16 protein-coding genes are annotated in these 23,873 nt (G+C 44.2%); 9 read left to right on the top strand and 7 right to left on the bottom strand.

The window, feature by feature from the left end; all coding sequences use genetic code 11:
* Positions 1-33 precede the first annotated feature (33 nt).
* Positions 34-915: an anti-sigma factor gene (locus BFP72_RS13630; RefSeq protein WP_221406523.1), complete on the top strand. Its 882-nt coding sequence runs from the start codon at positions 34-36 to the stop codon at positions 913-915.
* Between the two features lie 56 nt (positions 916-971).
* On the opposite strand, the gene BFP72_RS13625 is transcribed toward BFP72_RS13630, so the two are convergent.
* Together BFP72_RS13625 and BFP72_RS13620 are read right to left on the bottom strand one after the other, a co-directional pair.
* Positions 972-1,883: a 1-aminocyclopropane-1-carboxylate deaminase/D-cysteine desulfhydrase gene (locus tag BFP72_RS13625; protein ID WP_099599660.1), complete on the bottom strand. Its 912-nt coding sequence runs from the start codon at positions 1,881-1,883 to the stop codon at positions 972-974.
* A 93-nt stretch (positions 1,884-1,976) separates the two neighbouring features.
* A complete protein-coding gene (locus BFP72_RS13620) occupies positions 1,977-2,510 on the bottom strand; it encodes a TerB family tellurite resistance protein (protein ID WP_099599659.1) in 534 nt (177 codons plus the stop codon).
* 183 nt (positions 2,511-2,693) lie between these two features.
* Here BFP72_RS13620 and BFP72_RS13615 point away from each other — a divergent pair, with 183 nt between their 5' ends.
* From BFP72_RS13615 to BFP72_RS13600, 4 genes are all read left to right on the top strand, one after another.
* Positions 2,694-3,575: a DMT family transporter gene (locus BFP72_RS13615; protein WP_158233414.1), complete on the top strand. Its 882-nt coding sequence runs from the start codon at positions 2,694-2,696 to the stop codon at positions 3,573-3,575.
* Positions 3,576-3,929: 354 nt separating this feature from the next.
* A complete protein-coding gene (locus BFP72_RS13610; protein ID WP_099599657.1) occupies positions 3,930-4,691 on the top strand; it encodes a hypothetical protein in 762 nt (253 codons plus the stop codon).
* A gap of 13 nt (positions 4,692-4,704) precedes the next feature.
* On the top strand, positions 4,705-11,382 hold the full coding sequence (locus BFP72_RS13605; RefSeq protein ID WP_099599656.1) for a LamG-like jellyroll fold domain-containing protein: 6,678 nt from the start codon (positions 4,705-4,707) through the stop codon (positions 11,380-11,382).
* Between the two features lie 11 nt (positions 11,383-11,393).
* On the top strand, positions 11,394-12,536 hold the full coding sequence (locus BFP72_RS13600) for a caspase family protein (protein WP_099599655.1): 1,143 nt from the start codon (positions 11,394-11,396) through the stop codon (positions 12,534-12,536).
* 107 nt (positions 12,537-12,643) lie between these two features.
* Here BFP72_RS13600 and BFP72_RS13595 read toward each other — a convergent pair whose 3' ends face one another.
* From BFP72_RS13595 to BFP72_RS13580, 4 genes are all read right to left on the bottom strand, one after another.
* Complete coding sequence (locus BFP72_RS13595; protein ID WP_143520076.1) at positions 12,644-13,177, bottom strand: TerB family tellurite resistance protein; 534 nt, start codon at positions 13,175-13,177, stop codon at positions 12,644-12,646.
* A gap of 44 nt (positions 13,178-13,221) precedes the next feature.
* The gene (locus BFP72_RS13590; protein WP_099599653.1) at positions 13,222-16,167 is read right to left on the bottom strand and encodes a caspase family protein; all 2,946 of its coding nucleotides are present in this window, start codon (positions 16,165-16,167) and stop codon (positions 13,222-13,224) included.
* A gap of 20 nt (positions 16,168-16,187) precedes the next feature.
* Positions 16,188-17,714, bottom strand: a complete 1,527-nt coding sequence (locus tag BFP72_RS13585; RefSeq protein WP_099599652.1) for a hypothetical protein — start codon at positions 17,712-17,714, stop codon at positions 16,188-16,190.
* A 70-nt stretch (positions 17,715-17,784) separates the two neighbouring features.
* Positions 17,785-18,441 (bottom strand): hypothetical protein, encoded by a 657-nt coding sequence (locus tag BFP72_RS13580; RefSeq protein ID WP_099599651.1) that lies wholly within the window; start codon positions 18,439-18,441, stop codon positions 17,785-17,787.
* A gap of 176 nt (positions 18,442-18,617) precedes the next feature.
* On the opposite strand from BFP72_RS13580, the gene BFP72_RS13575 reads away from it, so the two are divergent.
* A complete protein-coding gene (locus BFP72_RS13575) occupies positions 18,618-19,640 on the top strand; it encodes an RluA family pseudouridine synthase (protein WP_099599650.1) in 1,023 nt (340 codons plus the stop codon).
* The gene (locus tag BFP72_RS13570; protein ID WP_158233412.1) at positions 19,640-20,884 is read left to right on the top strand and encodes a lysophospholipid acyltransferase family protein; all 1,245 of its coding nucleotides are present in this window, start codon (positions 19,640-19,642) and stop codon (positions 20,882-20,884) included. Before BFP72_RS13575 ends, BFP72_RS13570 begins: the two co-directional genes overlap by 1 nt.
* Here BFP72_RS13570 and prmC read toward each other — a convergent pair.
* Positions 20,881-21,738, bottom strand: coding sequence for a peptide chain release factor N(5)-glutamine methyltransferase (prmC, locus tag BFP72_RS13565; protein WP_099599648.1), 858 nt, complete (start codon positions 21,736-21,738; stop codon positions 20,881-20,883). The two genes, BFP72_RS13570 and prmC, sit on opposite strands and share 4 nt — an antisense overlap.
* A gap of 36 nt (positions 21,739-21,774) precedes the next feature.
* Between prmC and ribD the strand changes: the two genes are divergently transcribed.
* The gene (gene ribD, locus BFP72_RS13560; RefSeq protein ID WP_099599647.1) at positions 21,775-22,815 is read left to right on the top strand and encodes a bifunctional diaminohydroxyphosphoribosylaminopyrimidine deaminase/5-amino-6-(5-phosphoribosylamino)uracil reductase RibD; all 1,041 of its coding nucleotides are present in this window, start codon (positions 21,775-21,777) and stop codon (positions 22,813-22,815) included.
* Positions 22,816-22,925: 110 nt separating this feature from the next.
* Positions 22,926-23,831, top strand: coding sequence for a class I SAM-dependent methyltransferase (locus BFP72_RS13555; protein WP_099599646.1), 906 nt, complete (start codon positions 22,926-22,928; stop codon positions 23,829-23,831).
* Positions 23,832-23,873: the final 42 nt, after the last annotated feature.

Raw genomic sequence — 23,873 nt, 5'->3', positions numbered from 1 at the left:
TTTGATCTTTGGTTAGAACTAAAAATTGAAATCATGAAGAAGTTAATATTATCCTTGGCTGCATGCACCTTGTTGATGACGGCTTGTAAAGACGATGAAGGAACTACCTCTGGAATGCTCACCCTTGATATCTCAGGACTGGGAGATTTGGGCGATGATTATGTCTATGAGGGATGGATTATTGTAGAGGGAAGTCCAGTATCTACGGGGACATTTGACGTGATGTCCGACGGGACTTTGGACCAAACTACATTCGAGGTAGAGGCAGAGATGTTGGATGTTGCTACGACGTTTGTTTTGTCTATCGAGCCTGCCAACGATAGTGATCCGGCCCCTTCGGCTACCAAACTTTTGGGCGGTGATTTCTCGGGCAATTCTGCTTCGGTGATGATCAGTCATGCAGCGGCTCTGGGGACGAGTTTTACAGGTGTAGGAGGGAGTTACATTCTAAAAACACCTACAACCACAACCGATGACGATGATTTGAGTGGAGTGTGGTTTTTGGATCCCAGTAGTGGCACACCTGCCTTGACAAATCTGCCTGATTTGACTTCCATGGCTGGATGGGTGTACGAAGGATGGGCCGTGATTGATGGCGTGCCAGTATCGACGGGTAGGTTCAATATGGCGTCTGGTGCTGATGAGAGCAGTATGTTTAGTGGTCCAGAGGGTGGCCCTGCGTTTCCTGGTGAAGATTTCATTACCAATGCGCCGAGTGGGTTGACATTTCCCACAGATTTGACCGATGGAGGAGTGATTGTGATTAGTGTCGAGCCAGAGCCAGACAATAGTCCTGGCCCGTTCGAACTCAAGCCATTGTTGGGTAATGTGCCCACAGGATTAGCTCCCGGTACTTTGCAAGCTATGGATAATATAGCGGCTAGCACGTATGCGAGCGGTACGGTCAGTAGGTGATCCGTCAGAAGATCGAAAGAAAGAGATAGCCCGCAGAAATGTGGGCTATTTTGGGTTTAGGCGTAAAGGCTCAATCCATACTTTTCATTGAAACCAGCAATCCCTTGTATCCCTCCAGTGTGGATAGCAACGATAGTTTTTCCGCTTTCAATTTTCCCTTTTTCGATTTGATCGAAAACGCCATACATCATTTTGCCTGTGTAGATGGGGTCAAGAGGGATGCCATGTCTGTCATAGAAGTCTTGAATGAAGGCGATCAGTTGAGGGGTGTGTTTGGCATAGCCTCCAAAATCATAGTCGTGGATGATAGCTTGTCTAGAATGGAATTCTGGGGGGAGCAATTGTCCGACGAGTTTTTCTAAATAATCTTCTCCTGTCAAAGCAGCAAATCCTAAGGCTTTTTGGTGAGAGTGCAATCCCGATGCTAGCCCAGCTAGAGTCCCTCCTGTGCCTACTGGACAAGTGACATAATCAAAATCGATTTCGATTTCATGGAGGATCTCTTTGACCCCTTGGATAGCGAGATGATTGCTGCCACCCTCAGGGATGATGAAGGCCGAGTATTCTTGCTTGTGCATGTTGAGCCAGTGAGGGCTCGTCCGAAACATGTAGTCTGCGCGACTCACAAAGAGGAGTTGCATGCCGTCAGCATGAGCTTTTTGCAGCGTAGGGTTGGAACTTTCGTTGAGCTCTTCGCCGCGGATCACACCGATGGCTTGAAAACCAAAGCGTTTGGCTGCAGCGGCAGTTGCTGCGATGTGGTTTGAATATGCTCCTCCAAATGTCAATACAATCTCCTGTCCTTGTTCTTTGGCTTGGATCAGGTTGTATTTGAGTTTTCGCCATTTGTTGCCAGAGATTTCTGTGTCGATGAGGTCTTCTCGTTTGATGTAGAGTTGGATGTTCTTTTGCTCTAGCAGGTCATCTTCGATTTTTACAAGTGGCGTAGGATTTGATTTTTCAAACATATCCAAATCTATGAAGGAGTAGGCAGATTGTCCAGTCCTCCGTGAGGATATAATTTGGAAAAATTGTCTCCCAGCACGGAGAAAGCACCAGTACTAGTTCATATCCTTGAGGACATCTTGAGTGATATCCATGACATCTGATACATCAAATATGGGCATTTCTTTGTTTTTGAAGTAGTTGCTGTAGAGTTCTTGGACGTAGCTGTCGGTAAATTCATCTTCCCACATGAAGTCTTTGGCAAGCTGAGGAAACTGAGTCAGAATCACTGAGTCCGAGACATTGAGCATGGTGCGCAGTACTCGCAAAAATTTCACCTCGTCTTCTTTGACTTCTAGATCAGCGTAGATGACGTCTGCTGCTATTTGGATGATCTGTAGCTGCTCTTCATCCGTCAAGCCAGCTTTGTGTACTTTTCGGAAATAGTCCTTGAGGTATTCTGTGCCTTTGAGATTGATTTTTTTGAGCATTTTTTCCAGTTCTTGATCGATCTCAATGTCTCCGAAAGTGTGTTTGTTTTGGGCCATTTGCATGATGGATACGACTTCCTTTTTGTCGATGTGTCCATCACATGTCATGAACGAAAATGCGGTACGAAGAAGTAGGTTGTGGAATGTAGGGGTTGACATATGTTAATGTTGTTTTGAACGCATAAAAATAACGCTTTTCTATCAAAAACAGTAATACCGCATGGTGTCCTAGAGCGTGTGCTGTACTTAGTCTCTAGATTTAAGAGTAGACATTCCGTTTAGGAACAGCGGATTATGCTTGGATATTCTCTAATATTGAATTTCGATTTAAAAAGGAGGAATTTGGATAAGCGTATATATCAGTTTTTGCAGTTGGGGTTGGCTATATTGATCATGAGTTCTTCGGGAACTTTGGGAAGATATATCGCGCTGTCTCCAGAGGTAATTATATGGGCTCGCTGTTTGATCGGAGCTGGGGCTTTGTTTCTTATTCTCAAAATTACCGGGATACCTATTTTTATCGGATGGGGACGATTGTTTCGGATGGTGGCTATCAGTGGGCTTCTGTTGGGGGGACATTGGGTGATGTACTTTTATGCTCTGCAGTATACATCGGTGGCGATTGGGATGCTTTCTTTGTTTACCTATCCGGTTTTGACGGCTTTGCTAGAACCGTGGATGCTGGGATATCGACACAAGTGGAGCGAGGTGCTTATTGCCTTGTTGGCATTCAGTGGAGTGTTCTTCTTGGTGCCAGAGTACAGCCTTGGCAACAACATCACCGTAGGTATATCTTTTGGTGTTGGGTCGGCTTTGCTCTATTCGTTGCGCAATATCATGCTCAAAAAGAACATTACAGAGCATTCTGGTATGACGCTGATGTACTACCAACTCCTCATTTTGAGTTTGGTGATGGCCCCTGTTGTACTGATTGGAGATTGGGGTAGCAATGTGGTTGCAATCGCAGGGCAGTGGCAGCCTCTATTGGTGCTAGGATTAGCTACGACCGCTATTGGGCACACTTTGTTCGTGATGAGTTTTCGCTACTTTTCGATTACTACGATTAGTGTGATCAGTAGTCTGACACCCTTGTGTGGGATCATCATTGGTTTTTTTGTGTTGTCGGAGGTGCCCGAGAGCAAAGTACTCATAGGGGGGGCAATTATATTGGCTTCTGTGGTGATCGAGAGCGCCCGCTCCATTCGCCAAAACCAATCTCGATAGGGATGATGAAATAACTTCCCTCCTCAAAAATTCAACTAGTATCATATAGTTGTTTTTGGTGATTATGCAATACCTAATAATGCGTATTTTGCTTATCCAAAGGAGTGTTTTGTAATGTTAATAAAACGTGTTAATTCGCTGTTAATTTCTTGTTTAGCTGTTTTAGTTTGTATTATTTTAATATAAACTTGGGCTATATGAATAGAATTTCAAATCACCTGTACGGACAGATATATAGTGCATATTAATTCATAATTTTGAACGTTGCATGAAGTGTTGAGAGATCAATATTGGATTGCATCTCTCCACCTCGATATTGAATACGAACGATTACTTAACTAATTAGAACTGCATATGGTCCTTTGTTACCTTCGCACATTTACTGTATTGCTCATTTCAACGCTATTTTTGATCATCACGGATGCTCAAGGTCAGAGTTTGGAAAACGTACAGGTGCAAGTCGATGGAGACGACATCAATGTCTCTTTTGATCTCGTCTACAAAACTAGTCTACAGGAGAAGTACGATATTGAAATTTATTCTTCAAGAGACAATTACACAGAGCCTCTCAAAATCAAAGAGGGGGAACTCAAAGATGTTCCTGCTTTGAATCGTCGACATACTTTTATTTTGGATGGGATGGAGAATTTTGCAGAGTTCAAAGGGGAAATTGATTTTCAAATTATTGCTACAATGGTCTACTCACCGGTCATCATTGATCGGCCATTTGAATCACAAAGTTACAAGCGAGGCAGAATGGTAGAGGTCAAATGGCACGGAGGAATCGAGAACGAGACCTTTGCTGTGGAATTATTCAAGAATGGTGTGAAGATGGAGACGCTGGAAGAAAATAATCAATACGGCAGTTACAATTGGGCTATGTCTTCCAAGCAGAAGAAAGGAAAGTATCAGTTCGCCATCCAGTCTGAGAAGAACATGCAGAACAAAGTGCTGACGCCTGAATTCAAAGTAAAAAGTAAAGTCCCTTTCATAGTGAAAGCCTTGCCCGTCCTAGCAGCGGGTGCGGCGGCCTATTTTATTCTCAATTCTGGAGGAGAATCGGGTGGGTCTGGTGGTGGAACGGAATCACTGCCTAATCCGCCAGCACTACCGTAAATTTGAGAAATCAATGAAACTACAAGAATTTTACTTAGCTATGAGAGAGTTGAAAAAATATATTTGTCTGATTCTATTCATATTGGTAGGGGGACAGGTGTCTGCCCAAGATTGGACGCAGATTGGATCTGATCTTTATGGAGAGGCTGCCAGTGATGATTTTGGTTTTTCTGTATCGTTGTCTGCTGATGGCGCATCATTGGCTGTAGGGGCCTTAGAGAATGATGGTGCGGGTGTGGCAGCAGGTCATGTGAGAGTTTATGGATATGACGGCTCTGCTTGGGTGCAAAAAGGATTAGATATTGATGGTGTAGCAGCAGGAGATCGGTCCGGTTATGCTGTCTCATTGTCCAGCGATGGGACTAGAGTGGCTATTGGAGATACTGGTGGGACAGGTCATGTTCGTGTTTTTGATTTTGATGGGGTGTCATGGGTACAAACAGGGGCTGATATAGACGGTGCGGCAGAAGGTGACAGGTTTGGAGAGTCTGTTGAACTATCCAGAGATGGTACACGTGTAGCAGTAGGGGCATCAGGAAACGATACTGCAGGAGGAAATGCAGGTCATGTTCGCGTTTTTGAGTTTAACGGCACCAATTGGGTGCAATTGGGGCTGGCGATCAATGGGGCTGCGGTGAGTGATCAGTTTGGTCGTTCGGTTTCTTTCTCCTCAGATGCGTCTCGTTTGGCAATTGGAGCGGATTGCAATGGAGGCGGCAATACTCGTGGAGGCTATGTGAGTGTTTTTGATTTCGTAGAGAATAGCTGGCAGCAGGTAGGAACCGATATTGAAGGAAATGTTTCCATTGGGTTATTATTTGGATCTAGGTTGTCTATGTCTGCGAATGGAGATCAAGTGGCGATCGGAGCATATGGTGCATCCGTTGATGAGCCTGGCTTTGTTCAAGTTTACCACTTGGCTGAGGAGGAATGGTCTCAACAAGGAACCACGATTTTTGGCAAAGGAGCCAATGATTATGCGGGGAGCTCAGTTGCACTGTCCTCGGAAGGGACTCGTTTGGCAGTCGGAGCTATGTCGAATGATGACAATGGTTTAGATGCCGGTCATGTTCGTGTTTTTGAGTTTACAGGAGGTGATTGGGGGCAATTAGGGAGTGATTTGCAAGGAGCTGCCCCATCGGATAGGTTTGGTGTGTCAGTGTCTTTTTCTTCGGATGGAAAGCGCTTAGCTATTGGAGCAGACAGTAATGACGGATTTGCCACGGATGCAGGTAGTGTACAGGTGTATGAGAATATGTATGAACCTGTCCCCGTAGAGGCAGAATACAAGGTCCACTGGAGTAGATTGGACTATTCATCTTTTTCTACTACGATTGGGGGTAGGGTATTTATGAGCTTGGATCCCTACAATGATGGGAGTGCTCACTATGTGATTAGTGAAATGGGCGATGAAGGTATTGCTCTGTCAACGAGTGAAGGAATCATAGTTCCTGATGGGTCAGGGATGTATTTTGAAAATTTGGTGCAAGGATTGGATGGAAGTTATTATGCTTTGATCAATTTTAGTGGGACCATCACAATAGATGGTGTCAACTATACTGCCAATGGCAATGACCCTATGTTGATTAAGTATTCGTCAAGTTGGGAAATAAGTGCGGTGAGGCATTGGACGAGTGAAGGTGAAGTGCACATGATAGGGTTGGATGCGATGGACACTGGAGAAGTATTGCTTTCATTTTGGTTTGACACGAATTTTTCTTTTGATGGAGTCAATCTCGAGACAGGGAATGGAGCTGTACTGGCCAAGCTGAACTCTTCCTTGAATTTGTCAGAGTATATTTATACACCAGACGCAGGGAAATTAGAATTGACAAGTGATCAGTCTAGCGTATATCTGGGAGCGGCAGGAGCCTATAGTTTGAGGAAATATGATACGGGCGTTTTGGCTTTCGCCGAAGAATTGGAGTTTCCTGTGGGCAACAATTTGGCTTGGTACAGATGGGAAATGGACTCCAATGGAGATGTTGTGTTTTTTGGTCAAGAGAATAGCGGTGCCAATACCCAGTTCTTTTTGGGGAAACAGAATATAGCAACCGGAGACTGGTACTGGCATGATACCTATGGTGGATTGGCTGATGAAGGAGAGAACATGCGTCTGGCTATTGACAATCAAGATAGGATTTACATTGCTTCAGAGTTTTACAACACTTGGTCTTGGGGTGATGAAGAACTCAATAGTTTAGGTGGTCGTGATTTAATGGTTGGTAAATTGACTACACAGGGGGAACTGATTTGGATGCAAACGTATGGGTCTACATTGGATGATAATTTGTATTCAATGGCTTTGAAAGGAGAAAATGTCTTGTTGACGGGATATTTTTCGACAGCAAATGGTGTCATGGCTGACAAGACATTCAATCATGAGACTAACTTCATTGTAGAGCTGAGCAAAGAACCAAAATATGTAGTTTCAGATATTCATCCACAAGGAATGTATGGAGAGACTAGTGTTGGAGGTGGGTTTAGGAGGGAGGTCTTTTTTGACTCCACAACCAATGAAATTACCATTGAATTTTTATTGAAGCCTCAGGCCATAGCTACGGGTGAGGATGTGTATATGGGGTATGTCCGTTCGGACAATTGGTGGCTGGAGTCACATGACCCGAGTGACGAGAGCGGTAAAATCATGCAAGCAAACCTGGGAGGTTTGAGTGGTGGATATTGGATCAGTACCAGAGTTTCATACATAGAAGGATTTGCTCTGAATAAATGGGGACATTATGCAATCACATACAAGGACAACAGTCTATTGCTCTATTATAACGGGCGGGTAGTTGCGCGAGGATATTTTCCCGAATGGGAAAACTCAGGAGTCGCCACAGCACTGGATATCTTGACATCAGCAGTAGGTAGTATAGACGAACTTCGTGTATGGAGTGAAGCACGTACTTTAGAGCAGGTTAGGGATTTGTGTCAGACCGAATTGACAGGAGAAGAAACAAATCTAAAGGCTTATTGGGACTTCAATTCTTCTGTTGATATGGGAGAGGGAGCTTTCACTGTGCCAGATGTGACATTCAGACAACAAGATCTCACCTATGACGGAGCAGTATCTCGAATCACGAGAGACTATGCCCCCCCAGTTTTTGAGAATTTTACGGATGTGACTACTTCGAGTTTTGTAGTCAATTGGGAAGCTGTGCCTGATGCGACGGGCTACCGTATTCGTATTGCAGAGACTGATGATTTTAGTGATCCATTGCTTGCTGAGGAGTTGAGTAGTACGACGTTGAACTATAGCGTTACAGGGTTGAATCAAGAGACGCTCTATTATGTGGAACTCACAACTATTGGTACTTTGAATACTTCGGATCCAGCTGTACAGATAGTGGAAACATCAGGGAATTTGCTTGCATATTATTCTTTCTCAGGGAATACAAATGATGATTCAGGGTATGAGAATCATGGTGTGTTGGGAGATGGAACTACTGATAAGATTCCCGTTTTGACAACCGATCGTTTTGGCGTGGAGAATGAGGCTTACTTATTTGATGGCAATCAAGATTACATTTATACAGATTTTACCCCGTCCAGTTCTTTGGAGGTTACGATATCTGTTTGGGCATACTGGGAAGAGAACTTGAACCTCTATCAAGAGATACTTGGGTTTGTATCCGATGATGAGTCGATTACCAATTATTTTGGGGTTACAGATGCAGGCTATATTCGATTCAAGGAGGAATTGGGAATTGCTATGCCTATTGGGCAGTGGACGCATTTGGTCGCTACGCACGACAATGATGTCTTTGTTTTGTACATGAACGGTCAAGAGGTTTATAGAAATGCAGTAAGTGGATTCATACTTGGTCCATTGACAATCGGAGCATATGATCGGAGTGGTTCGGAGTCCTGGTATGGGGCTATCGATGACGTAAGGATATATGGAGAGGTCTTAGATGCCAATGAGGTTGATTTGCTTTACCGTGAGGGTTGGGAAACACTGGATGCGGGGATGGATTTCTTGTCGTTTCAGGTCTCTGAACAAATCGGGGTAGCCCGTATTGATGAAGAGAACAAGACGATTAAACATTACATATCAGGAACTGGAGATTTGACCAACCAAGTATTGACTTATACTGTTTCGGAGGGGGCCACCGTGAAGCTGGCAGGAGCCGAGTTGACGAGTGGAGTGTCTATAGTGGATTTTACGGCACCTGTAGTGCTAGATGTCTTGTCGGCCAATGGATTCAGTTATCAAAGTTGGACCGTGACAGTTGTCAAAGAGGTAGGCTTGGCCGCCTATTATCCATTGACAGGTGGTAGCTTGACTGACAAATCTGGAAATGGCTATGACTTGATTCTGTCAACGGAAAGTGATGCACAACCTGTAGTAGGTCAGGACCGCTACGGAGAGAACAATGCTGTCGAAATGGACGGAGATAAGGATTACTTAGGCATCAACGGTGTCAGTGGAGTTGGCCTAAGTGATGACATTACTTTCAATGTATGGATGAAGCCTACGGGGTACGATTCCTATGTGGTATTCTCCGAGGGGAATTATGTGGATTTGTATTTGTCTGTAGATGGCAACCCACAATACCTGTCGTTTGCAGATAGTTTTACTGCTACCGAGATTGTTCCTTTGGATCGCTGGAGTATGCTGTCCTTGACGAGGTCAGGGAGCACTATAACCATCTATCTGAACGGGATGGTCCTTGGCACTGGAACGACTGCCACGACAGGGGCCTTTATTGCAGCGGGATTAGGAGGCGATTCTACATCACCGGTTGGATTCGAAGGAGCATTGGATGATGTACGACTGTATGATCGAGCGCTTACGGCGGAAGAGATTTTATCCATTTATGAATCAGAGGCATTGGAAGTTGATTTTGAATTGAGTGAGACCCAAGTGGACGAAAATGTGGAGGTGGGAACCTTGGTAGGAGTGTTTTCGCCAGAGGTAGGCACATACTCGATCCTATCAGGTAGCACAGCTTTCAAAATTGAGGGTTATGCCTTGGTGACCAATGACGAATTGGACTATGAAACAGGTTCGACCTATTCGCTCACTATTAGATATGACGATGGGAATGGTACCGTATTGGATAGCGACATAGAGATCACAGTCAATAACCTCAATGAAACACCAATATTTGGAGACGCAGTCTTCGAAGAGGTTTTTGACTCATCGACTGCTTCTGAGATGCCTGTCTCTATCAGCTGTTACGATCCGGATGGGGGTGATTTGGCTGTTTATATTGTTTACCTCAGTGGAAAAGGTGTAGAGAGTGAAGAGTTTGTGCAGTTGGTAAGTGATGAAGAGGGGGATTTTAATTATGTGTTTGGTTCCAGTGATTTTGGACCATTCGGTTTGACATACTATTACTATGCGACGGATGGTGTGCTGGATTTGTACTCTGATTTGTATCATGTCTCTACGGTAGTACCCGCTGATAGGTATTCCATCACTGTGTCACCTGGAGCGACAGTTATAGACTACAAGATGATAAGTGTGCCTTTTAAATCAGTGAAGATCAGTGAGATGCTGGGTGTGATGAGTGATTCGGGAGATGACGTTTGGCGTATGGTCAATTATAACGGGGCAAGTTATACAGAGCTGTCCAAAACCAGTACTATGGTTGCAGGCAAGGGCTATTGGTTCTTGAATACAGAGCAAGTTACTTTCAGTATTCCATCAGGTACCACTCCAGTAGCGAATGCATACGAGCCGTTTGCAATCAAACTGACCGAAGGCTTCAATCAAATTGGTAATCCCTACCCCTTCTCAATTGACTGGGGAGAAGTATTGGCTCACAATGGGATCACTGAGGATTTGTATGTCTACGATCAGGGGTTCAGAACGGCCACTGTGCTTGATGCATTTGAGGGAGGGTTCTATGACAATACTCTACATGGTTTGGATACTCTTTTTATTCCCACTTCTGCGATTACTGCTGTTCTACGAGAGAGCGAAGAATCAAAGTCCGTGGGCAATCGTGGTGCCATAGGTTCGGATGAGTGGAGTTTTGGTTTGAATATCAAAAGCGGTTCTTTGAATTACAATGTGTCGGCAGTAGGTATGAACGAGAAGGCTACAATAGGTAGGGATGTTTTTGATGCCGATCGTCTGCCTATATTGTCAGACTATATGGATCTGGTATTTGAAAATGGTTTGACGAAGAATATAGTAGCGAATAGCGTTCAACACAAGTGGACGTTTGATGTCAATTCTACTTTGACCTCAGCTATTACCTTGTCCTGGGACAATGAGGTGTTGAAAGGGAGTGATTATGGTTTGATCCTATTGGATGTAGAGAATCAAAAAGTCATTGACTTGGAGACCGCTGAGAGCTATACTTTTCAAGCCAAAGGAGAGAGTAGCAAATTTGAATTGTACTATGGTTTGCGTAGTACACTGCAAGAACAGGTAAATGCCAACGTGGATAGATTGATCAATCCATACCCAAATCCATTCAATGGTGCGTTGATCTTGCCAGTAGCGACAAAAGGAGTGTCTTCGACGGTGCAAATTTCAATGTATGATTTGTCAGGAATGGAGATATATGCAACGAAATATGTACAGGTAGAGAATGGGTATCATGAGTTTGTTCTGAATGCCAACGAGACTGTTGGGTCAGAGCTACGGGCAGGTACATATTTGGTCCGAGTGACCATCGATAATGAACAAAACAGTACAACCTTCAACAAGAGGGTTGTCTATTTAAGATAAATGACAAAAGGATGAAAAAGTTATTTTTTGCATTGGCTCTTACTTTGCTAGCCGTATCGGCGGGATACAGTCAGACTGTATCTACCAAAAGTTCGAAAATCTCGGTGAATTATGTTACCAATTCACCGACGTATATGGATCTAATCAGCCCAGAGTATCTGTCAGATTATGATAAGACTCGTGGGTTTGTTCAGAAAGTCATGGTTGAGTATGTTGCGGTAGAGGGGGTCATTTCAGATGATGATGGAGTGAAGTCCCTTTGGTTGAATAACAACCCGATAACTCCGTCCAAGGGGACAGGGAGGTTCGAGTATAACTTGCCTTTGGCAGTGGGAGAAAACACCTTGACGTTCGAAGCAGTGGACATGAAAGGAAATGTATTTTCGAGAACTTATCAGTTGGAAAGAGAGTTGCCACCAGTGCCTACCCAAGAAGGAGGATTGTATTATGCATTGATCATCGGTATACAGGATTACGATGATCCTGATATTACAGATTTGGACAATCCTGTGCAAGATGCGACGGCCTTGTACAAGATGCTGACAGAGCAATATACCTTTGAAAAGGAAAATGTAACCCTACTAGAGAACCCTACTCGTGATCAAATCTATGACAATATGGATGCGCTCAGCGCTAAGGTGACTACTGAGGATAATTTGCTAATCTTCTATGCTGGGCATGGACACTGGGATGAAGAAGCGCAGAATGGCTATTGGTTGCCACGAGATGCAGAAGATGGAAAAAAGAGAGACTGGATGAGGAACAGTGCGGTGACTGAGTACATTCGTGAGATCAATTCAAAGCATACACTATTGATTACCGATGCTTGTTTTGGAGGTTCGATATTCAAGACTAGAAAGGCTTTCAAAGATGCAAGTATGGGGATCAATAAGCTCTATGAGATACCAAGCAGAAAAGCGATGACGAGCGGGACCTTGACAGAAGTCCCAGACAAAAGCGTGTTTATGAAATACTTGCTTAAGAACTTGGAAACCAACGATGAGAAGTACGTGGCTTCTGAACAGTTGTTTTACCGAATTAAGCCTGCAGTCTTGAATAACAGTCCTAATACGCCGCAGTTTGGTGAAATAAGAAATACAGGGGATGAGGGTGGAGATTTCATCTTTCAGAGACGTGTGATTGAGACGTATTGATTCACGGTCTTTGCGGCAAACAAAAAGGGCTTTTCATTGTGAAAAGCCCTTTTTGTTTGCCGTTTGTTTTGGGGTTGTATCATACACAGTTCCGAAGAGGAGACTTTTTAGTTGATTTCATTGGTGATATCTGTGACATCACTCACGTCAAACATGGGCATTTCTTTGACCTTGATATAGTTGGCGTAGAGTTCCTCGAAATAGATGTCGGTGAAACGGTCTTTGTCTACGAAATCAGGCCCTACTTGCGGGAAGCGAGCGATGATTTTCTCGTTGGACACGTTGAGGAGCACACGAAGTATCTTGAGGAAGTTGACTTCTTCTTGGGTGATTTTGTCATCCGCTTGTATGGTCCGAATGGCAGATTGAAGTAGATTGAGCTCATCTTCATCGGACATTTGTACGCGTTTGACTTTCTTGAAGTAGTCGTCGAAAAATTCGATCCCTCTTCGGTTGACATGTTCTATGAGTTTGGCTAATTCGATCTCTATGTCTAGGTCCCCAAACAATTTCTTCTTATTGGCTTTCTCTTTGATTAGAGCTACTTCGTCTTCAGCGATATGTGTATCACATATCATGAATGCAAATACGGTATGAAGTAATAACCGCTGGTATTCGGTAGGTTGTTTTTGATCGGTCATAATATGATGATTTGGAATGAACTGAATTTAGTGAATAATTGAGATTATTTCACTTTAGCCAAGGACAATTTGCTGATTGAACTTGGTTTTTGGGTCGTAGGGTGCTGCCGACCTCCGGTGAGTTCTTGCACGCGTTCGGAGAGGTAGTAGTCCAATTCTCGTAAATGGATAGTGCCGTCTGGTTTGATGTCTGCTTTGCCATCTTGTAGCCCTTCTAGGATAGACAGAGTGAATGCCCCATGCCCCCAATCGTCGTGTTCGAGAGAGTATTCATAGCCTGTAGCAGCCGCCATGATAACGACACCATATTCTTTGCCGGAGAGTTCACGAACAGCTTCTGTGTTGCTTAAGCGTTTCTGTCCGATGTTGTTGCCCAGTTGACCACTATGGCAAGTGTCGATGAATAATACTACTTTGGCTGACATGTTGCCAACCAAGTCCGAAAAATCCCTCCAATCGATACAAGATATACGTGGATTGTTCGCATCGCCATCATGAGGAAGTATGTAGAAGTTGTTGTCTTCGTTGATGCCATGTGAAGCGATGAATATAATCACAAAATCATCGACGGTGGTGTATTGTTCGAGACGCTGAAAAGTCTTCAGAATTTTTGCCCGGGTAGCGTCTTGATTGGTGAGTTTGAGGCTCGTGACACTGTTAAACATTTTACCTTTCTGATTTTTGAACAATTCGTCAATGGCATTGGCATCATCGTCAGCAAATTTCAAATTGTAGGTCGGGTCGGAGAATTCAGAGACTCCGATAGACACCATGTAGAGGTTGCTTTTTTTGATTTCTACTTCTACTGGATCGAGTGTGACTCGGCTTCTTTCGGTGGTGTTTTCTAGTACAGTTTGTATGGGAGGGGTAGCCGAACTGTTTCCACTAGATGGTGTTGCGTTGAGTGGTGCATTTTGAACAAAGGTGATGCTACGTTCTGTAGAGAGTATCTTGGAGTGTTGATCTTGAGCGAAGACGCTGAAAACGATGGTTTCGCTGCTTCCTTCTGGGATTTCTACTTCCCAATCGATTTGCTCGACGTGCCCGTTGCCTGATATTGAAAGTTCGGAGCGTGAGATTAGGGGCCTTCCATTGGCCATGAGCTTGAGTTGGGTGACAGGTGTTTGTGAACTAATGCTAAAACGAACAGTTGTAGCTCGGCCTTCGATGAGGGTGTTGGGCTCTGTGATCCAGTCAATTGTCGGTGGAGTTATTTTCTCTTCTTTGGGATCCAAGTCAAGTACCTCAGATACTTTTTCAAAGGATTTTAGTTTTAAAATTTCATGGATGACTTCTGGTTTGTGGAAAAAGTTTCTGAATGCCGATACATCATGAAATTCCGCGAGATTGTTGCGGCCTTTGTTGATGTGCCAACCGATGTATTTTTCTCCACCTGCAGATGCTTCATAGAAACCTTGAGGGGTCCATATGACCCATTCATTGTCAGAAGAGACGAAGAGACTGGCGAGATTTTCTCCAGTGGTATTGTTCCAAATTTTGATGGTTTGGTCATTGCTCGCAGAGAGAAGGAGATTTTCGGATGCATAGTCTGCCAGTGCCCATACCTCTCCTTCATGTCCTTTGAACGAACCGAGAAGTTCTTCTCCAACTGTACTGTACTTGAGGAGCGTATAGGAAGAGCCGATGGCTAGTGATTGTCCCTCTTGCATGAACGTGAAGGACCGCACGGTTCCGTCTCGTCTCTCGTCTGTATGGATCATCCGAGCACCATAAGCTATTGAATTTGAAGATTCTTTGGTGATCACTTGGTCGCCACTTTGCGTAGTTGCTCTGTGATAGTTCGCTGGATTTTCTAACGTTTGTTTGAAGACGAAATCATTCAAATCAAAGGCTTTTTCCAAAACAACATCGTCCAAAACTCCAGTCAAATTGGTTTGACTGAAGGCTAGCTCTTGATTGTCTTCGTTGATTCCTATCCCGAAGACACTTTTTCCTTTTCCGACAAAGTTGCGTTCGAGTTTAGCCGATTTGATTTCCCAAAGGAGAATGTTTTTGTCATCACCACCTGCGGAAGCCATGTATTGCCCTTCGACTTGACCGAAAGTACTGAAGGGGGCGCTCGTGATGGCGCTGACGGCATTGGTATGGTAGTCAAAGTGTGATACAGGCATCTCACTGGCGAGACTGTATACGATCCCGACACGGCCCATGGCGGTGAGATAGTTTCCGTCCTGGGATACTTCCAGTACGTTGACCGCTCCAGGCAGTTCGGCTAGGTCTCCCATGTATTTACCGTTTTTGGTCCATTTGATGATTCGTCCGTCTTCTCCTGCAGAGTATAGTGTATGTGGACTGAATTTCACATCTCTGACAGCCTCACTATGTACTTTGAACTGGCTAGGGTTGCCACCATTGAGAGACCAAGTGCGGACATAGCCGTCTTGATCACCTGCTGCGATGGTGCCTGTTTCTACATCAAAATCAATGGCATTGATGTGAGAGGCTATGTCAGTGATGGAAGTGATGACAGAGGCTTGATTGCTGTACTTGAGAGGAGAGAGATCCCAGACGATGATTGATTGGTCAGCAGAAGCTGAAATCAGTTTACTGCCGTCTTCTGACACGACTAGGTCTAGGATTACATTTTGGTGCCCTTTCAAGCTGGGGAGTAGTTTTTCGTTGACTAGATCGAGTATGCGTATCTCACCGATGTTTTCTTTGGGACCACTCGAAGCATCAAAGTAGCCTCCCAGAAACAAATACCGCTCGTCTTTAGAGAGAGCGGATGCATAGATTTTGCCATAGACACCCTCTTCTGTCTCGAAGCGATAGGTTTTCGCTAGTGTCCCAGAGGATACGTCCCAGACTCGGACGGACTTGTCTTCAGAGACAGACAGTATTTTTTTGCCTTGATCGATGAATGCAACATCATGGATGAGACCAGAATGGCCCTGATTATCAATGATCAGTTTTTGGGCTTCCAAATTACTGGAAATCACGAGGAGCAAACATGCTAGTATAATTCTCATAGCGAAAGGGTGAAGGAGCCTCACCGGCTCATGGTAGTAATGTTGATTCTTTTTTCAGCGCGTAGGACTTCTTGGTCGGTAGATCTTTTGAATCCTCGCGTTTTTTGCAGGACGACTGCACTCCCATCTAGGATGAATTTGTAACCGTATTCTTCTCTCGTATTGAGAGGAGCAAAGGGAGTGGTTTGTGCATTGAGTTGGAGGGTTTCAAAGCCAAATGGTTCGGCACACTCAAACACATCAGGGAGCTGATAGGCTTTGTTGACATACTCTCTGCTGATGTAATAGTCGTCAAGTAGCAAAACTTGGCTCCCGTCAGCAAGATGGTAGATAAATCGTAAGTAACATTCTTGATTGGCTTTTACGAATAGCTTTAGTTCTTCTCCTTGGGTGAAGATAAGGTTGTCTTGCCCTTTGTTGGTGAAGATATCTACTACCAATCCACCTGCTATGATTTCATCTGTAGCAAACTGCTTCATACTGACCAGAGCATCTGTATAGTTCTCGGGTTTGTAAGGGATCCGGTCTAGTTCGAGCATGTCCTTTGAGAGAGCGCAATCAGCACTTGCAATGGCGTTGGCGTTGGATTGTTCTCGAAGGAGCGTGGTGATCTGCAGCTGATCGGTACTTTCCCAATACGTTCCATTGAGCACCAGAGCGTCTTGAGTCATTCCTCCGTCGTTGGCTACTCTGTAGCCCTGTTGGATGAGTTTTTGTTCAATGCTGTTTTTCATTCTTCTCGAAAACGAACTCGTCATCGGCGTGTCTTCATAGGTGAAGTTGTTGACTCTGATCACCATGTCCTTGCTTTCAAGTTGTGCATCGAGAGCAAAGGCAATGAAGAACGCCGCATCGTCGATCTTGAGTTGATCAGTGGTTTTGATCGCGTTGAGGTCTTTGTCGATATTGACTTTGTGTCTGTTGTAGTCCTCTCTCTTGACACCAGGATGGTCATAGTCTCCTGTGAGTGTGATCAGCATGGTGAATTTCTGATCTAGATTTTTTAGAGAGGTTTGCATCGCATAGAGAGACTTCAAAGCTGTCTCGTGATCACCGGTCATGATCTGATTTTTAGTCATGAGGTATTGGGTGTTGACTTTGTTTAGGGATTGGGCGATCTGGTTGCTGTAGTAGTTGATTACGTCTTCCTTTCGTGCGTAGGAAAATGCATACCCTATTTTCTTACGTTTGTCGTAGTAGCTTTCGGTCTTGAGTCCGGCGATTGATGCGTTGCTGACGGTGCTACTGGCCCGTTTGTACTCTTCATGAGTGTCTGCATTGACGTTGTGGATGTTGAGGGTACTGATGCTGTTGATGTCAATGAGGATACTCTCGACGACTTGGTCTTTGCTATATCCCCTGAGTCGAGCGATGAGTTCTTCTTCGGGTTCGTCGTTGAGGTTGTGCTCCGACATGAACCCCATCAAATATTCTGACTCTGGATAGTTGATGGTTCGGTCAGCATAGCTGACCCATGCTGGGGTTTGACACCATGCGGTAAGGCACGAAAGAGCAAATAGAAGGGAAAGTATCGATTTTTTATTCATTGTAGTGCTGGGGTAGTAAAGGGTTGGAAAGAAGGTAATTCTCCCCAACCCACTTAAATAATCTTAGCTACTAGAAATTCATCAATTTGTCTAATTTTTCTCTAGTCACGTTGGTTTTGTCTTCTAGCTCCTGCTTGATCACTTCTTTGGCCGCTTCTTGAGCCAGCTCCTGACTGTAAGCGATTCGGATTTGGCACTCGTAGTTTTTGCCATTTTTTCTATACAATTCTGTCAAAGGAATCACACGAGCCAATTTTTGAGAAATCACCTCTGTCGATGCAGATACGGTTTGCTGAATCGTGGCAGCATCTTCAGCAGTCAATTGCTCGGTAGAGATATTGGTCTCTATGATAGAGGCGATGCTTGAGCTGATACGGCCTGCGAGATCTTGCTTGGCGATAGTTGAGGCTTGAAGTTTTGCAGCAGATTGGGTGCCTGCAAGTGAACTACCCGTACCTACGAAGTATTTTGGGTAACCATCATCGTCTACTTCTACCTCTTTCATCCATGCTCTTTCGATTTGTTTCTCGAGGGGCATAGTACCTGGTTGGGTAAACCAATCGGCTTTTTCTATACTTTTGGCTTCTTTTCTAGCATCTTTTATAGCCTTGTCATTCAGCTCTTTTCTCAGTGCTTTGATTTCTTTTTTGTCCTGCTGCGCTTGTGCAGAAAACGCAATAAAAAGGGCGAACACAACGCTCAGTGCGTATAAGTTTCTAGTTTTCATGATTGATAATTTTAATTAGATTATTTAATTGATTCCAAGATATGAGCTGCCAATTTGATTACAAAACTAATTCGATGAATTGTATGTATCAACAGTTGACTATCCAGTTATTTTAGAGCAAGTTCCATGGATAATCCTATTCGATATAAGCTAGCGAAAGACTAAATTTGCCAAACATGGATGAAGCATATATAGAAGAAGGCGAGTTGTTCGAACATCATAGGATTGTAGCTGATCCAAAACAAGAGTTGCTCCGGGTGGATAAATTCTTGATGGACAAGCTGCCCAACGTCACAAGAAACAAAGTACAAGATGGGATCAAAGACGGATTTATCAAAGTAAACGATGAAAGTGTAAAGCCCAACTATAAGGTGCGTCCTGGAGATGTACTCACGGTAGAGCTCCCAGAGCCACCAAGCGACACGGAGATTGTCCCCGAAAATATCCCGCTCAATATCGTGTATGAAGATGAGGATATCTTAGTGGTCAATAAGGAGCCGGGTATGGTAGTACACCCTGCTTATCAAAACTGGTCCGGAACTTTGGTGAATGCGTTGACGTGGCATTTTCAAAACTTGCCCACCATGCCTAATAATGATGGTCGCCCAGGGTTGGTGCATCGTATCGATAAGGATACGTCTGGATTGCTTGTGATTGCCAAAAATGAAAAGGCCATGACAAGTCTTGCAAAGCAGTTTTTCGACCATAGTATCGAGCGTACATACTACGCTATCGTGTGGGGGGAGCCTATAGAGGACAAAGGAACCATCGATGTGAATCTGGGACGGAGTTTAAAGGACCGTAGGATTACAGCGCCTTTTCCTGAGGGAGATTTCGGACGAAAGGCCATCACGCACTATCAAGTGCTTAAGAATCTACGCTATGTCTCTTTGATCAAGTGTAATCTTGAAACTGGACGTACGCATCAAATCAGGGCCCACCTCAAATACATTGGTCACCCGCTGTTCAACGACGCGACTTATGGGGGAGATCGAATATTGAAGGGTACGACCTTTACGAAATACAAGCAATTTGTAGATAATTGCTTTAAAATTATACCTCGACAAGCATTGCACGCCAAGTCACTTGGTTTCGTGCATCCGTCAACCAATGAATTTGTACAATTTGATTCTGAGCTACCTGCCGATTTTCAATCTGCGATTGAGAAATGGGAGAATTATGTAAACACTGTCGACTAATGCAAATAATACGTTACCTGTGGTACTATTCCTTTTGGATATTTGTCCGTCTTAGCCTTCATTTTTATTACAAAAAAATCAAAGTGATCGGGTACGAAAATGTACCCAAAGGAGTGCCTGTAATTTTTGGGGCAAACCATCAAAATGCCTTGATAGATCCTTTGCTGATGACTACTCATGTCTATCAGATGACACACTATTTGGTACGTGCCGATGTGTTTAAGAACCCACTGGTAAAGCGGTTTTTGAATTCGTTGAACTTGATGCCAGTGTATAGAGCCAGAGATGGGGTCAATTCAATCAAGGCTAATCAAGAGATTTTTCGGGCGTGTTTCGATGCTTTCAAAGCAGGAGAATCGCTGATGTTGTTTCCTGAAGCGACGCATGACGAACGATATGTAGAGAAACCCATGAAAAAAGGAATCGCGAGGATTGCCTTGGGGGGAGTGAGTGAGCCAGACTCACCGGAGGCTCTGTATCTAGTACCGATTGGGTTGACATATTCGGGACAGAAGAAGTTTAGATCATCTGTCGTGTTGCATTATGGGGAGGCGATCAAAGTGGAGAAGCAAGAAGAAAGTGCGGACAATATCGATGCGCTGAAGAACCGTTTTGAGGAGGAATTGAAAAAGTACCATGCTGCTCTACCCGTAGAGGGATATGAGTATTTGGAAAAAGTATATTTTCATGATCAGAATCCCCGAAAGTTGATCTTGGACTATCAGGTGATCAACGCTCAATCTAGAATCTTGGACGTGAAGGCAAGCTCTCAAGAAAAGCAAGAAGTGTTGACATTGGCTCGGGAATTGGAACAAGGTGGTTTGAACTTTCCTTTTGAATACCGGAAATCTCCTGGACTGGTTGTTTTGCTCTTGACAGTGTTGAGCCCTTTTGCGTTGATAGGCTTTTTGGCCAATCTACCAGTGATCATTCTTCCTTGGAAGATCATGAAAGGGATCAAGGACAAGGTTTTCGCAGATACGATTTATTTTGGTATTGGACTCGTCGGGTTGCCATTCGTTTGGGGAGGGTATACTTGGCTTACTTATAGTTTGTCAGGGTCTTGGTTGATCAGCTTGGTTGTATTGATGGGATTGCCAATTAGTTTGTTGCTTTTGGGGCGATTCAATAAAGCGTGGTATGTCTATCGCCAGAATATGGTGTTTAGAAAATCGGAAAAACTCAAAGCCACCTACAAGCAGTTTGTAAGCCTCGTCGAGCGATTAAAAGCATACGCAAATTAACCCCATTGAGCAGAGACGAAGCGGTCCTTGCCGTGGATGTCTAGGTGGATTTGCGTGTGATGATAGCCTAGACTCAGCAGGAGACCTTCTGTTGGGTTGCCGTATTGTTCGTTGATTTCAAAAAATAGAACACCTCCAGGTTTTAGCGCTGTCTTGGCTTGGCGGGCGATGACCTTGTAAAAAACGAGCGGGTTGTCATCTTCGACGAATAAGGCCAAGTGAGGTTCGTGCTCCAAAACATTGGCGTGCATGGTGTTTTTTTCTGATTGGAGTACATAGGGAGGGTTGCTGACAATCAAGTCAAAACCAGATTCGGCGAGAGAATCGTGCAATATGTCAATGGAGTGAAACTGGATGGAAGAACAGCCGAGTGCTTGGGCATTTTGGGTTGCTACAGAGAGCGCTTCTTCGCTAATGTCGTAGGCATGTACTTCAGATGTGGCCATTTCGAGACTCAAGGTACATGGGATGCAACCTGATCCTGTACCGATATCTGCTATTTTAGGCTGGGACCAAGCTTGGTATGCTTTGATGTATTGGATCAGGGACTCAGTTTCTTGTCGCGGGATCAAGGTGTACTCATTGACATGAAACGTCCGGCCATAAAAGTCTGCCATACCAATAATGTACTGAATAGGCTCCTGGTTTTGTAATCTAACCAGACAGGAATCCAGTAGATTTTGTTGAGCTAGTGTCGGAGTATGTGCTGAGTTGATGATGATACTCGTACGTGTCCACCCAAATACGTGCTCTACAAGTAGGAATGAGAGCGAGGAGGCCTCAGCAATGTCGTACGAGAGGGAGAGAATGGCGAGTATGGATTGTTGAGTTTCTTTGGGAAAGATGACCTTCATACGGCAAAAATATGGAAAGAAAAGTATCTTTAGCCGATGAATAAAACCTCGGATCAATATTTTATGCAGCGGGCTTTTGAATTGGCCGAAAAGGGTAGAGGAAGTGTGAGTCCCAACCCTATGGTGGGCTGTGTGATCGTATATGAGGGACGCATCATAGGCGAAGGCTGGCATCAAAAATATGGAGAAGAACATGCAGAGGTCAATGCTGTAAATAGCGTGGATAAGAAATCTCTTTTGTCTCAATCCACGGTGTATGTGACTTTGGAACCTTGTGCTCATCAAGGTAAAACACCACCTTGTGCGGATTTGCTCATAAAGCATCAAGTTAAACGAGTGGTGATAGCGAATCAGGATCCGTTTCCATTGGTCAATGGGGGGGGGATTGATAAACTCACTCATGCGGGTATCGAAGTACAAGTCGGAATATTGGAAGAGGTAGGAGAAGAGCTCAATTGCCGTTTTTTTCACTTCGTTCGATATCAGCGACCTTATGTTATTCTCAAATGGGCGCAGACTGCTGATGGTTTTGTGGCTCGGGAAAACTACGACTCAAGGTGGATCAGTAATGGATACTCCCGTCAGCTCGTTCACCGCTGGAGGGCGGAAGAAGATGCAATCTTGGTAGGGAAAAACACTGTAATGTACGACAACCCTACACTCAATGTGAGAGATTGGGTGGGGAGAGATCCATTGCGTGTATTCATGGATCGCAACTTGGAGTTGGGGTCGGGCTACAAGATCATGGATCAGTCGATTCCTACGATTTGTTACAACACCCTTCGGTCTTCAAAGTCAGACAATCTTGAGTATGTGAAGTTGGATGCTAGCGATGGCATGAGTGCAGTACTTACGGACCTTGCAAAGCGCAAGGTTCAGTCTCTGATTGTTGAAGGGGGCAGTGCGGTTTTGCATGCATTCATAGAGCAGGGTTTGTGGAACGAAGCACGCGTTTTTATTTCCGAAAGTAATTTCAAGAAAGGAATACTGGCTCCAAGATTGATAGGAGATCAATTGTCCTCTCAAGATATCGAGGAGGATAAACTTGTGATTTTTCGAGCCCATCAAGTGCGTTGATCCTTTTTCTTACATATTTGGTAGGATCGGGTAGCGCACCATATATTATTTATATCTTACTACCTGTGTAGCGGCGATCGCCACTACTTACACCTTCTAAATAATAAGCAGTGGCTCAACAAGCAGACCTAGATTTTACTTACACTACGATAGACAAGATTTTTCGCCTAAGTATGGGGGAAACCGGGGATTACAGTGGTGCCAAATACGATGGAGATTTTTCCATGACATTGGAAGATGCTCAAAAAGCAAAACATAAATTCATCGCAGACAGTCTCAATATCAAGGAAGGAAGCAAAGTGTTGGACATGGCTTGTGGCTGGGCACCGTTTACGAGATACATAGTCAAAGAGCGAGGAGCAACTAGCATGGGTCTGACACTATCACAGGGTCAAGCGGATGCCTGTCAAAAGAATGGGTTTAATGTCATCGTGAGAGATTGCCGTACGGTGAAGCCGGAAGATTATGGTACGTTTGATGCCATTACATGCATCGGAGGCCTGGAGCATTTTTGTTCAGTGGAGGAGTGGCAGGCTGGCAAACAGGAACAGGTCTACAAGGATTTTTTCAAGGTGCTTTATGATTTGCTGCCAGTAGGAGGTAGATACTATATGCAAACGATGACGTTTAGCAAGAACATGTTGCCTTTTGAGGATATTGATATCAATGCAGAGCCAGGTTCTGCTTCACATGTTTTAGCCTTGATGATCAAGGAGTTTCCAGGGTCTTGGTTGCCCTACGGCCCTGAAATGGTGATCGACTGTGCCAAACCATATTTCAAGTTGATTTCACAGAGCAGTGGTCGATTGGATTATATCGAGACGATAGGTCAATGGAGAAAAAGGTTCAGGAAGTTTAATCTCAAGAAATATTGGCTCTACCTTAGTTTGGTGCCTAAGCTATTGACCAACAAAGAATTTAGACATCAAGTGGCTGTTTTCAAAGTCAGTCCAAACCGAGTGTGTTTTGAAGAAGAGATCATGGATCATTACCGTTTGGTATTTGAGAAAATCTAAGGGAATAAAAAAGGCCCTAGCAATCAAATTGTTAGGGCCTTT

Origin of the sequence: Reichenbachiella sp. 5M10 (assembly GCF_002742335.1) — a bacterium.
Lineage (GTDB): Bacteria > Bacteroidota > Bacteroidia > Cytophagales > Cyclobacteriaceae > Reichenbachiella.
This window is presented reverse-complemented; position numbering and strand designations above follow the sequence as displayed.